General features: G+C 67.9%; 8 protein-coding genes. 1 reads left to right on the top strand and 7 read right to left on the bottom strand.

Annotation, left to right across the window (positions count from 1 at the left end; translation table 11 throughout):
* Positions 1-5: 5 nt before the first annotated feature.
* The 3 genes from ACSQ89_RS04720 to uvrA all read right to left on the bottom strand — a co-directional run bounded on the left by ACSQ89_RS04720 (position 6) and on the right by uvrA (position 8,019).
* Positions 6-962, bottom strand: a complete 957-nt coding sequence (locus ACSQ89_RS04720) for a tripartite tricarboxylate transporter substrate binding protein (RefSeq protein ID WP_093109506.1) — start codon at positions 960-962, stop codon at positions 6-8.
* 104 nt (positions 963-1,066) lie between these two features.
* The gene (locus ACSQ89_RS04715; protein WP_436293787.1) at positions 1,067-2,113 is read right to left on the bottom strand and encodes a histone deacetylase family protein; all 1,047 of its coding nucleotides are present in this window, start codon (positions 2,111-2,113) and stop codon (positions 1,067-1,069) included.
* On the bottom strand, positions 2,113-8,019 hold the full coding sequence (uvrA, locus tag ACSQ89_RS04710; protein WP_436293788.1) for an excinuclease ABC subunit UvrA: 5,907 nt from the start codon (positions 8,017-8,019) through the stop codon (positions 2,113-2,115). Before uvrA ends, ACSQ89_RS04715 begins: the two co-directional genes overlap by 1 nt.
* 170 nt (positions 8,020-8,189) lie before the next feature.
* Between uvrA and ACSQ89_RS04705 the strand changes: the two genes are divergently transcribed.
* Positions 8,190-9,302, top strand: coding sequence for an ABC transporter substrate-binding protein (locus ACSQ89_RS04705; RefSeq protein WP_436293789.1), 1,113 nt, complete (start codon positions 8,190-8,192; stop codon positions 9,300-9,302).
* A gap of 6 nt (positions 9,303-9,308) precedes the next feature.
* On the opposite strand, the gene ACSQ89_RS04700 is transcribed toward ACSQ89_RS04705, so the two are convergent.
* The 4 genes from ACSQ89_RS04700 to ACSQ89_RS04685 form a co-directional block, all read right to left on the bottom strand.
* Positions 9,309-9,467: a hypothetical protein gene (locus tag ACSQ89_RS04700; protein ID WP_170855687.1), complete on the bottom strand. Its 159-nt coding sequence runs from the start codon at positions 9,465-9,467 to the stop codon at positions 9,309-9,311.
* 91 nt (positions 9,468-9,558) lie between these two features.
* Complete coding sequence (locus ACSQ89_RS04695) at positions 9,559-11,253, bottom strand: MFS transporter (protein WP_436293790.1); 1,695 nt, start codon at positions 11,251-11,253, stop codon at positions 9,559-9,561.
* 145 nt (positions 11,254-11,398) lie between these two features.
* Complete coding sequence (locus ACSQ89_RS04690; RefSeq protein ID WP_436293791.1) at positions 11,399-12,040, bottom strand: 2-hydroxychromene-2-carboxylate isomerase; 642 nt, start codon at positions 12,038-12,040, stop codon at positions 11,399-11,401.
* On the bottom strand, positions 12,037-12,234 hold the full coding sequence (locus ACSQ89_RS04685) for a DUF1289 domain-containing protein (protein WP_093109602.1): 198 nt from the start codon (positions 12,232-12,234) through the stop codon (positions 12,037-12,039). Before ACSQ89_RS04685 ends, ACSQ89_RS04690 begins: the two co-directional genes overlap by 4 nt.
* Position 12,235 lies beyond the last annotated feature (1 nt).

Below are 12,235 nucleotides of genomic sequence, written 5' to 3'. Positions count from 1 at the left end.
GGCGCTCACTGCGGCTTGGCGAGCCCCAGCTTCTCGATCAGTGCCTTCTCGCGCGTGAAGGTGGTCTGGGCGAACTTCGTGTAGTCGGCCGAGCTCATGTAGATGGGCAGCATGTCGTAGCGGCCCAGCGATGCGACGTAGCTGGGCTCTTCCATCGCCTGCTTGAAGGCGTCGTGCAGCTTCTTCACCACCTCGGGCGGCGTACTCTTGGGCGCGCCGATGCCGAAGGGCGAGTTTTGCACGATGTCCAGGCCCAGCTCCTTCAGCGTCGGCGCATCGGGGAACTTGGCCAGTCGCTTTTCGCCCCAGGTGTTGAGCACGCGCAGCTTGCCTGCCTCCACCTGCGGCGCGAAGCCGGTGCTGTCGGCCGCAGCCATCAGCTGGCCGCTGAGCACGGCGAGCATCAGGTCGGCGCTGCCCTTGTAGGGCACGTGCTGCAGCTCGATGCCGGCCTTCTGCGCGATCAGCTCGGTCGTGAGGTGGGGGCTGGTCAGGTTGCCGGTCGAGCCATAGGTCAGCCTGCCGGGATTGGCCTTGGCATAGGCGACGAAGTCCTTCCATGTCTTGAACGGACTGTCGGCCGGTACGACGATGCCGAAGGCGTAGCCGGTGACGTTGATGACGTAGCTGATGTCCTTGACCGGGTCCCAGTTGATCTTGGTCGTGTAGGGCAGGCGGAACACGCCGAGCGGGATCTGGGCGATGGTGTAGCCGTCGGCAGGCGCGGTCTGCAGCGCCTGCGCGGGCAGCGTGCCGCCGGCGCCGGGCTTGTTCTCGACCACGACCTGCTGGCCGATGATCTTCGAGGCGTTCTCAGCCAGCTGCCGCATCGTGATGTCGGTCGGGCCGCCCGCGGGGAAGGCAATCACCAGCTTGATGGGCCTGCTCGGGAAGGCCTGCGCATGGGCGGCGGTGGCCGCGAAGCCGAGCAGGGCGAGGCACAAGAGAGAACGACGAAACATGAGGCGGGCTCCGGATTGCAGGGGCAGCCATTTGGCAGCGCGCGCCTCGCGAGGGCAATCGGGTTTCACCCCGGGGCGCGTCGCGCAGGCGTCAGCGCCGCCGTTCAGCCGGCGCGCTGCATGAAGCCGTCGAGCACATTGACCGCGTTGGTACCGACCTCGGCGACCGCATAGCCGCCCTCGAACACGAACACGGTCGGCAGGCCGGCGTGCGCCAAGTCTTCGCCGATGCGCAGGTAGTCGGGCGTGGCGAGCTTGAAGCCGGCGATCGGATCGCCCTCGAAGGTATCGAGCCCGAGCGACACAACCAGCGCGCCCGCCCGGAAGTCCACGATGCCGCGCAGCGCGCTCTGCAGCGCCTCGCGCCAGCGCGCGAAGCCGGTGCCGCGCGCAAGCGGCAGGTTGCGGTTGAAACCCAGCCCCGCGCCTACGCCCTCTTCGTCCGCATAGCCCAGGTAGTAGGGGTACTCGGTGTGCGGGTCGCCGTGGATGCTGGTGAACTGTACGTCGGCGCGCTCGTAGAAGATGGCTTGCGTGCCGTTGCCGTGGTGGTAGTCGATGTCCAGCACCGCGACCCGTTCGACGCCGGCGTCGCGCAGCGCCTGCGCCGCGATCGCCGCGTTGTTGAGGAAGCAGTAGCCGCCGAAGAAGTCGGCGCCCGCGTGATGGCCCGGCGGACGCGTGAGCGCGAAGGCGGCGCGCTCGCCGCGCAGCACATGCGCCGCGGCGGAGAGCGCACAGCCGGCACCGGCCCGCGCCGCCGTCCAGGTGCCTGCAGTGAGCGGCGAGCCCGAGTCGTACGAGAACAAGCCCAGGCGCGCCGGGAAGCTCGCCGGCAGCACGTCGGAGCGAAAGGTACGGATCGGCCAGTACGACGGCAGCGCATCGCGGGCCGCATTGGCAGGATCTAGCGCGACCCATTCGTCCCAGGCGCCTGCAAGGAATTCGAGATAGCGCGGCGCATGGACGCGCGCGATGGCCGCGTCGTCGAACTCGGCAGGGCCTTCGATCGGGCCGAGCCCACGCTCCTTCAGTTCCCGCAGCACGTAGTCCGCACGCGCCGGCACCTCGAAGCAGGGCACCAGCTCGCCGCGGAACATCTCCACCTTGCCGTGGTGCAGCACGTGCTGGTCGTTGTAGACGGTGAGCATCAGGCTTCCTTGCGCGCCCGGACCGGCACGGCCGGCTGCACCGGCACAGGTGGCACAGGCAGCTTCAGCACTTCATGCCGGCCGGCCCCGCGCGCCAGCACCGGCGCCAGCGCCACGCCGGTGTGCGTACGCAGCTTCACCACCTCCTCGGGCGGCGCCGCGGCGACCACGCGCCCGCCGCCGTTGCCGCCTTCGGGGCCGAGGTCGATCAGCCAGTCGGCCTCGGCGATCACGTCGAGGTCGTGCTCGATCACCACCACGCTGTGGCCGCCGTTCACCAGCCGATGCAGCACGTGGATCAGCTTCTCGACATCGGCCATGTGCAGGCCGACGGTCGGCTCGTCGAGCACGTAGAGCGTGTGCGGCGCCTTGTTGCCGCGGCGCGTGACATCGTCGCGCACCTTGCTGAGCTCGGTCACGAGCTTGATGCGCTGGGCCTCGCCGCCGGAAAGCGTCGGCGAAGGCTGGCCCAGCGTGAGGTAGCCGAGCCCCACGTCCTTGAGCAGCTGCAGCGGATGGCTGATGTTGGGCATGGCGGCGAAGAACTCGACCGCCTCGTCGACCTCCATCTGCAGCACGTCGCCGATGCTCTTGCCGCGCCAGCTCACGGCCAGTGTCTCGGGATTGAAGCGCGCGCCGTGGCAGACCTCGCAAGGCACCTTGACGTCGGGCAGGAAGCTCATCTCGATGGTGCGCACGCCGGCGCCATCGCAGCCAGGGCAGCGGCCTTCTCCGGTGTTGAAGCTGAAGCGCGCCGGCCCGTAGCCGCGCGCCTTGGCCTCCAGCGTGTCGGCGAAGAGCTTGCGGATGGTGTCCCAGAAGCCGATGTAGGTGGCCGGGCAGCTGCGCGGCGTCTTGCCGATCGGCGTCTGGTCGACCTCCAGCACGCGGTCGATGGTCTCGTAGCCCTCGACGCCCTTGCAGCCCGCCCAGGCCGGGCGCTTGCCTGCGGCGTCGGCATCGCGGCCGGCCTTGGTCATGCGCTGGACCACGACCGCGTACACGTTGGCCAGTAGCACGTCGCGCGCCAGCGTCGACTTGCCGGAGCCGCTGACGCCCGTCACCGCGACCAGCCGATGCAGCGGCAGCGAGACCGTGACTTCCTGCAGGTTGTGCAGGTCGGCGCCGCGCACGCTGAGCCAGCCGGGCGCGCCGGGCTCGGGCGCCGGCACCGGACGGCGCGGCTGCAGCGGATGCTTGATCGCATCGCGCAGATAACGCCCGGTCTGCGAATCGCCCGCGCGCTCGAGGTCGGCGACCGAGCCCTCGGCGACCAGCCGGCCGCCGCGCTTGCCGGCGCTGGGGCCGATGTCGATGATGTGGTCGGCGCGGCGGATGGTGTCTTCGTCGTGCTCCACCACCACCAGCGTGTTGCCCTTGTCGCCCAGCTTGTGCAGCGCGTCCAGCAGGATCTGGTTGTCGCGCGCGTGCAGGCCGATGGTGGGCTCGTCGAGCACGTAGCACACGCCCTGCAGATTGCTGCCGAGCTGCGCCGCGAGGCGGATGCGCTGCGCCTCGCCGCCGGAAAGCGTCGGCGCGCCGCGGTCGAGCGTGAGGTAGCCGAGGCCCACCTCTTCGAGGAATTCGAGGCGGCTCTTGATCTCCGGCACCAGGTCGCGCGCGATTTCCGCCTGGCGACCGGTCAATGCCAGTTGCTCGAACCAGATGCGGATGTCGGTGACGCTCATGCGCGCGAGCTGGGTGATGCCGATACCGCCCTCACCCCAGCCCTCTCCCGCAAGCGGGAGAGGGAGCAGTGCGGGCTTCGGCTCCCTCTCCCCGCTGGGGAGAGGGTTGGGGTGAGGGGCACGCCCGCCGCCAAACAATACCGCCCGCGCCGTCGCATTCAGCCGCGTCCCCTCGCAAGTCGGGCACACCACGTCGCCCACGTCCTCGGCCTCGGGCTCCGCAAAGGTCTGCTCGCGCCCCTTCTGGTCGTCGGCCATCACCGAGTCGTCGTAGACCTTGCGCTGTTCCTTGGTGAGCTTGACGCCGGTGCCCACGCAGTCGGGGCACCAGCCGTGCTTGCTGTTGTAGGAGAAGAGGCGTGGATCGAGCTCCGCATAGCTGGTGCTGCAGACCGGACAGGCGCGCAGCGTGGAGAACACGTGCGTGCGGCCGATGCCGCCGGTCGGCGCGTTGGCCATCATGGCGCCGCGCAGGCCGGTGAGATCGCTCAGCACCTGCACCACGCCCTTGCCGTGTTCGAGCGCCTTGGCCAGCGCCTGGCGCAGTGCGGTCTCTTCCGAAGGCAGCACATCGAGGCTGGCCACCGGCAGCTCGATGCTGTGCTCCTTGAAGCGGTCGATGCGAGGAAAACCGGTGGTGGGCAGGAACTCGCCGTCCACCCGCAGGTGCGTGTAGCCGCGCGGGCGCGCCCAGTCGGCCAGCTCGGTGTAGACGCCCTTGCGGTTGCTCACCAGCGGCGCCAGCAGGCCGATGTGCTGGCCCTTGAAGTTCTTGAGCAGTTGCGCCGCGATGCTGTCGGGCGTCTGCGGCTGGACCGCGGCGCCGTCGTGGATGCAGTGCTGGATGCCGAGCTTGACGTAGAGCAGGCGCAGGAAGTGCCAGACCTCGGTGGTGGTGCCCACGGTGCTCTTGCGGCCGCCGCGCGAGAGGCGCTGCTCGATCGCGACCGTCGGCGGAATGCCGTAGACCGCATCCACCTCCGGCCGGCCGGCCGGCTGCACGATGCTGCGCGCATAGGCGTTGAGCGATTCGAGGTACCGGCGCTGGCCCTCGTTGAAGAGGATGTCGAAAGCCAACGTGGACTTGCCCGAGCCGCTGACGCCGGTGACCACGCTGAACTTGCCGCGCGGGATGTCGACCGACAGGTTCTTGAGGTTGTGCTCGCGCGCGTTGACGATCTGGACCGCGTCGCGGCCGGACGCCGGCTTCGCGCGCGCCGCATAAGAGCGCGCCGCCCGCTCCGCCACCTTGTAGGCGCCGGGACCGACGGCCAGGTCGTAGTCGAGCAGCGCGGCGCCGGTGAACGAGGCGCGGTTCTCGCGCACCTGCTCGGGCGTGCCGACCGCCACCACCTGGCCGCCGCCCTCGCCGCCCTCGGGGCCGAGGTCGATCAGCCAGTCGCTGGCGCGGATGACGTCGAGGTTGTGCTCGATCACCACCAGCGAATGGCCGGCGTCGAGCAGCTTGCGCAGCGCGCGCATCAGGCGTGCGATGTCGTCGAAGTGCAGGCCGGTGGTCGGCTCGTCGAACAGGAACAGCGTGCCCTTGCGCGCCAGCGGCTGCTTGCTGGCGCTGCCGTTCTTGGCCGCCTCGGCGAGGAAGCCGGCGAGCTTGAGGCGCTGGGCTTCGCCGCCGCTGAGCGTGGGCACGGGCTGGCCGAGCTTGACGTAGTCCAGGCCCACGTCGGCGATCGGCTGCAGCACGCGCAGCACCTCGCGGTCGTTCGTGAAGATGGCGGCGGCCTCGGCCACCGTGAGCTCGAGCACGTCGGCCACGTTGAAGCTGCGCTCCGCGCGCTCGATCCTCACCTCCAGGATCTCGGGCCGGTAGCGCTTGCCGTCGCAGTCGGGGCAGCGCAGGTAGACGTCGGAGAGGAACTGCATCTCCACGTGCTCGAAGCCCGAGCCGCCGCAGGTCGGGCAGCGCCCGTCGCCGCTGTTGAAGCTGAACTTCGATGCGGTGTAGCCGCGCTGGCGCGAGAGCGCCGCGGTGGCAAAGATCTCGCGGATCGCGTCCCAGGCGCCGACGTAGCTCGCGGGATTGGAGCGCGCCGTCTTGCCGATCGGCGACTGGTCGACGAAGACCACGTCGCTCAAATGATCGGCGCCGAGCATGCGGTCGTGCGCGCCGGGCGATTCGGTCGCCTTGCCGAAGTGGCGCATCAGCGCGGGCGCCAGCACGTCCTGGATCAGGGTCGACTTGCCCGAGCCGCTGACGCCGGTGATGCAGACCAGCCGCGAGAGCGGCAGTTCGACCGTGATGTTCTGCAGGTTGTGCTCGCGCACGCCTTCGAGGATGAGGCGCGGCGTGTTCTCGCTCACCATGCGGCGGAAGCCCATGCCGATCTGCTTGCGCCCGCCGAGGTACTGGCCGGTCAGCGTCTCGGCGTCGCGCAGGGCGTCGGTGCTGCCGTCGAACACGATCTGCCCGCCGCGCACGCCGGGGCCGGGGCCCATGTCGATCACGCGGTCGGCGGCCAGCATCACGGCCGGGTCGTGCTCCACCACCACCAGCGTGTTGCCGGCGTCGCGCAGGCGCAGCATGGCCTCGGTGATGCGGTTCATGTCGCGCGGATGCAGGCCGATGCTGGGCTCGTCGAGCACGAACAGCGTGTTGACCAGCGAGGTGCCGAGCGCGGTCGTGAGGTTGATGCGCTGCACCTCGCCGCCGCTGAGCGTGCGGCTCTGGCGGTCGAGCGTGAGGTAGCCGATGCCGACGTCGTGCAGGTAGCGCAGCCGCGTGGTGATTTCTTCGAAGAGCAGCTTGAGCGCTTGCACGTCGCCGTCGCTGACGGTGCTGCTGTTGCCATGGCTCTCGATGCCGTCGAACAGGCGCCGCAGCCGCTCGATCGGCAGCAGCATCAGGTCATGCAGACACAACCCCGGCAGCGCCTCCAGCTGCTCGCGCGGCCACTTCACGCCGACCGGCATGAAGCGCTTCGAGGGTTCGAGCACCGCGTCGGCATCTTCCTTCGTGCCGATACGCCACAACAGGCTATCGAGCTTGAGACGCGCGCCTGCGCAAGTCGGGCACGGCGTATAGCTGCGGTACTTGGACAAGAGCACGCGGATGTGCATCTTGTAGGCCTTGCTCTCCAGGTAGCCGAAGAAGCGGCGCACGCCATACCACTGCTGGTTCCACTTGCCCTTCCAGTTGGGCGAGCCCTCGATCACCCAGGCCTGCTGGTCGGGCGTGAGCTTGTTCCACGGCGTGTCGCGCGGAATGCCGGCCGCCTCGGCATGGCGCATCAGGTCGTCCTGCGCTTCCTTCCAGGCCGGCGTCTGGATGGTCTTGATGGCGCCGGCGCGCAGCGTGAGCTTGTCGTTCGGAATCACGAGGCCGAGGTCGACGCCGATCACGCGGCCGAAGCCGCGGCACATCTCGCAGGCGCCCACGGCCGAGTTGAAGGAGAACATCGACGGGATCGGGTCGCCGTAGCGGATGTCGCTTTCGGGGCAGTGCAGGCCGGTCGAGAATTTCCAGATCTCCGGCGCCGCACCTTCGTCTGCGGACAGCGCGTAGACCGTGAGCCGCCCGCTGCCGCGCTTGAGCGCGACCTCGATCGCCTCGATCACCCGCGCTCTTTCCGCGCCGGCCATGCGGAAGCGATCGGCCACCACGTCCAGCACCTTGCGCGGCCCGGTCGGCGTGGCGATCTCGCGCTCGCTCTGCACGCGCGTGAAGCCGCTGGCCGACAGCCACTGCGTGACCTCATCGGCCGTGGTGCCGGCCGGCAGTTCGACCGGGAAGGTCAGCACCACGCGCGGATCGCCGGCCGCGGCCGCGCGCGAAGCAAGCTCGGCATAGATGGTGTCAGGCGAGTCGTGGCGCACCGGCAGCGCGGTCTCGCGGTCGAACAGCTGGGCTGCGCGCGCGAACAGCAGCTTGAGGTGATCGTTGAGCTCGGTCATCGTGCCGACGGTCGAGCGCGAGGAACGCACGGGGTTCGTCTGATCGATCGCGATGGCGGGCGGCACGCCCTCCACCTTGTCGACCGCCGGCTTGTCCATGCGGTCGAGAAACTGCCGTGCATAGGCCGAGAAGGTCTCGACATAGCGGCGCTGGCCCTCGGCATAGAGCGTGTCGAACACCAGGCTCGATTTGCCCGAACCGCTCGGGCCGGTGACCACCGTCATCTCGCCGGTGCGAATGTCGAGGTCGAGGTTTTGGAGATTGTGCTGGCGTGCACCGCGAATCCGGATGGAGCCCTGTGTCATGAGTGCCTTGGGGGTGGGGCAGACATTCTAGGAAGCCGGCGCGGGCTTCGTGCAAAGCTGCACATGGCCGGTCGAGAGGCAGGGGTTTTCCCGAATAAGGGCTAAGCGACATTTGGTAACAAATAGTGCCCTTGCCTTTCTCCGCTCCCACTCCTCTCTAAGGATCCTCCATGAACAAGATGCGCGTGCTTTGCACAGCCGTCGTGCTGGCGCTCGGCACCATGAGCGCTTCGGCGCAGATCCTGATCGGCCAGACGGCCGGCATGACGGGCTCGGTCGCCGCCAGCGTCAACGAGACGATCGCCGGCGCGCAGCTGGTGATCGATGCGGCCAATGCTCAGGGCGGCATCGGCGGCGAAAAGATCGAGGTGCTGCGCATGGACGACGGCTTCGACGTCAAGCGGGCGAGCGAGAACGCACGCCTGCTGATCGAGGAAAAGAAGGTGGTGGCGCTGTTCATGAGCCGCGGCACGCCGCATTCGCAGGCCATCATCCCGTGGCTCGACAAGAACGACGTGGCGCTGATCGGCCCCTCCACCGGCGCCATGGTGCTGCACAAGCCGGTGCAGAAGCACGTGTTCAACGTGCGCTCGACCTACCAGCGCGAGGCCGAGAAGGCCGTGGCGCACCTGCTCACCATCGGCGTGAGCCGGATTGCGGTGGTGCATGTGACCGACTCCTTCGGCCAGGACGCGCTCGAAGGTGCCATGAACGGCTTCAACAAGGCCAAGGCGACGCCGGCCGCGACGGTGACGGCCGACCGCGACAAGCCCGACTACGCGGCCATCGTGCCGAAGATCACGGCCGCCAATGCGCAGGCCGTGGTGTGGATCGGCTCCGGCACCGCGGTGGTCGAAGGCGTCAAGGCGCTGCGCGCGGCGGGCTCGGCGGCCCAGGTCGTCACGCTGTCCAACAACGCCTCATCGGGCTTCATCAAGCAACTTGGCGAAGCGAGCCGCGGCGTGATCGTGGCGCAGGTGTTCCCCAACGAACGCTCGATCGGCCATCCGATGGTCAAGGAAGCGCTGGCGCTGGCGCGCGCCAAGGGGCAGAACGAGCTTTCGCCGGCCGCCCTGGAAGGCTTCGCCTCGGCCAAGGTGCTGGTCGAGGCGCTGCGCCGCGCCGGCCCGAAGCCGACCCGCGCCAAGGTGCTCGCCGCGCTGGAGAGCATCCGCAACCTCGACCTGGGCGGCGGCCTGGAGGTGAGCTACTCGCCGCAGGACCACTCGGGGATCGATTTCGCCGATCTGTCCATCATCAGCGACGGAAAGTTCAAACGCTGAAGCCGCTTACTTCGGCGCGCTGGCCGCCGGCGCGGCCGGCTCCGGCGCATGCATCGTGTCGCCGCCGTGCTTCTCACCCGACATGTCGACCTTGTCCCCCGCTTGCATGATCACGAACAGGGCAATGGCGGCGAAGATGACGAAGCCGACGGCGAGTTTCCACATGGGTTGAGTCTCCTGAATGTTCAAGAAAAGGGCCTCGTGCCGTTCCGGCGCGAAGCCCCTTTGTTGAACAGAGGGCCGGAGCCCTCCGATTTCAGTCGTTGGCGTAGATGTCGACGTCTTTCGTCTCGCGGATGAAGAGCGTGCCGATGACCAGGGTCATGGCGGCAATCACGATCGGATACCACAAGCCGTTGAACATGTTGCCGGTGCTGGCCACGATCGCGAAGGAGATGGGCGGCAGCAGACCGCCGAACCAGCCGTTGCCGATGTGGTACGGCAGGCTCATCGAGGTGTAGCGAATGCGTGTCGGGAACAGTTCCACCAGCATGGCGGCGATCGGGCCGTAGACCATCGTGACCAGGATCACGAGGTAGGTCAGGATGGCGACGATCACCACCTTGTTCATCTTGGCGGGGTCGGCCTTGGACGGGTAGCCCGCGGCCTTCAGGTCATCGCCAATGCTCTTCTTGAACGCTGCGATGCTCTTGGTGGAGGCCTCGTCGAACTTCGAGCTCACCACGGTGCCGGTCGGCGCTTCGACGGTCTTGTCGCCGATCTTGACGATCGCCTTCGAGCCCGGCGCACCTGCGACGTTCTCGTAGCTCACCGAGTTCTGCGCCAGGTAGCGCTTGGCAATGTCGCACGAGCTTCTGAAGTCGATTTCGCGCGCGACCGGATTGCCCTGGAAGGAGCAGGTCGCGGGATCGGCGGTCACCGTCACGGCTGCGGTCGCCTGCGCCCTGGCCAGGTCCGGGTTGGCCGCTTCGGCCAGCGTCTTGAAGACCGGGAAGTAGGTGACGACGGCCAGCAGGCAGCCGGCCATGATGATGGGCTTGCGGCCGATCTTGTCGGACAGCGTGCCGAACACCACGAAGAAGGGCGTGCCGATCAGGAGCGATGCGGCAATCATCAGGTTGGCCGTGATGCCGTCCACCTTGAGCTGCTGCGTCAGGAAGAAGAGCGCATAGAACTGGCCCGAGTACCAGACCACGGCCTGGCCGGCAGTGAGGCCGACGAGTGCCAGGATCACGATCTTGAGGTTCTTCCACTGCCCGAAGGATTCGGTCAGCGGCGCCTTCGAGGTCTTGCCCTCGGCCTTCATCTTCTGGAAGGCCGGCGACTCGGAGAGCGAGAGCCGGATCCACACCGAGATGGCCAGCAGCGCGATCGAGACCAGGAACGGAATGCGCCAGCCCCAGTCGCTGAAGGCCTGTTCGCCGATCCAGGTGCGCACACCGAGGATGACCAGCAAGCTCAGGAACAGGCCCAGCGTGGCCGTGGTCTGGATCCACGAGGTGTAGGCGCCGCGCTTGCCGTGCGGCGAGTGCTCGGCCACGTAGGTGGCAGCACCGCCGTACTCGCCGCCGAGCGCGAGGCCTTGCAGCATGCGCAGCGCAATCAGGATCACCGGCGCCGCGACGCCGATGGTCGCGTAGCTGGGCAGCAGGCCGACGATGAAGGTCGACAAGCCCATGATCAGGATGGTCACCAGGAAGGTGTACTTGCGCCCGATCATGTCGCCGAGACGGCCGAACACGATGGCGCCGAAGGGCCGCACCAGGAAGCCCGCCGCGAAGGCCAAGAGCGCGAAGATGAAGGCCGCGCCCGCATCCAGGCCGCTGAAGAACTGCTTGGCGATGATCGCCGCGAGCGAACCGTAGAGATAGAAGTCGTACCACTCGAACACGGTGCCGAGCGAAGAGGCGAAGATGACTTTCTTCTCCTCCGAGGACATGGGCCGGGGTACGGGCATCGGCCTTCCCCGTGAATCAAGTGTGGCTGCCATTTGGTCGTCTCCTAGGAATTCGGCCCACGGCGTGGGACCTGGGGCGATTCTTGGGGCGGCGACTGACCCAGGGCTTTCGCCAAACTGAATCGATGCTGACGGTTTAAGGTGAAACCCGAAGCGTACGTTTCAGCTTGTAAGAAACTTAGCGATTGCGGCGCAGCAGCGAAGGCCTTTGGTCGGCGCTGTCCCACTGCGGGCCTGCGAACCAGGCATCGCCGGCGAGGTAGGCGCGCAGCATCGCGAGGCCGTCGAAGCCCCAGAACAGGCGCCCGTCGACCGCGTAAGCCGGCACGCCGAACACGCCGCTTGCCACGGCTTCGTCGGTGTTGGTCTTGAGCTGGGCCTTGACTTCGTCGCCTGCGCCGTCGCGCACCTGCTTCAAGCGCGCGGCGAGCGCGGCCAAACGCGTGGCATCGCTCGCTTCGCCGCCGCCCTGCCAGACGTCACGGAAGATGGTTTCGGCCACATGGCGGTTGATGTCGCCGTCCGGCGTGGTGGCCAGCGCGAGGCGCAGATGCGGCAGCGGGTTGTAGGGGTGCGAAGCCGGCATCTCGATCGCGATGCCGTTCGCTTGACCCAGCCACAGCACATGGCGGTAGGTCCAGGCCCGCTTGGTGGGGATCTCGGCCGGGCCGAGCTGGCCATGGTGCTTGAGCAGCGCGCCGAGCAGCACCGGCCGGTAGGCCACGCTGTAGCTCAGCCCCTCGAGCGCCCGCGGCAGATGCTCGAAGGCCAGGTAGGCGTAGGGCGAGATGAAGTCGAGATGGAAAGTGATGTGCTTCATGGGCATTCCGCTTCGTCGGGGTGGGCCGCCTTGCGCTCTTCGATGCGCAGCCAGACGGCCTCTTTGGCCGCGTCGTCCATGCGGCTCCAGCCCGCGATCTCCTCGAGCGTACGGAAGCAGCCCTCGCACAGCCCGCTCTGTGCATTCATGCGGCACACCGAGGTGCAAGGCGATGGAACGGCTTGCGCGGACATC

It is taken from the genome of Variovorax sp. LjRoot175, from assembly GCF_964253805.1.
Classification (GTDB): Bacteria; Pseudomonadota; Gammaproteobacteria; order Burkholderiales; family Burkholderiaceae_C; genus Variovorax.
This window is presented reverse-complemented; position numbering and strand designations above follow the sequence as displayed.

What these genes read in the sequence shown, in the direction of transcription:
- ACSQ89_RS04705 (WP_436293789.1), top strand. Translation starts at nt 8,190, where the DNA reads ATGAACAAGATGCGCGTGCTTTGCACAGCCGTCGTGCTGGCGCTCGGC.
- ACSQ89_RS04685 (WP_093109602.1), bottom strand. Translation starts at nt 12,234, where the DNA reads ATGTCCGCGCAAGCCGTTCCATCGCCTTGCACCTCGGTGTGCCGCATG.
- ACSQ89_RS04720 (WP_093109506.1), bottom strand. Translation starts at nt 962, where the DNA reads ATGTTTCGTCGTTCTCTCTTGTGCCTCGCCCTGCTCGGCTTCGCGGCC.
- ACSQ89_RS04695 (WP_436293790.1), bottom strand. Translation starts at nt 11,253, where the DNA reads ATGGCAGCCACACTTGATTCACGGGGAAGGCCGATGCCCGTACCCCGG.
- ACSQ89_RS04715 (WP_436293787.1), bottom strand. Translation starts at nt 2,113, where the DNA reads ATGCTCACCGTCTACAACGACCAGCACGTGCTGCACCACGGCAAGGTG.
- uvrA (WP_436293788.1), bottom strand. Translation starts at nt 8,019, where the DNA reads ATGACACAGGGCTCCATCCGGATTCGCGGTGCACGCCAGCACAATCTC.
- ACSQ89_RS04700 (WP_170855687.1), bottom strand. Translation starts at nt 9,467, where the DNA reads ATGTGGAAACTCGCCGTCGGCTTCGTCATCTTCGCCGCCATTGCCCTG.
- ACSQ89_RS04690 (WP_436293791.1), bottom strand. Translation starts at nt 12,040, where the DNA reads ATGAAGCACATCACTTTCCATCTCGACTTCATCTCGCCCTACGCCTAC.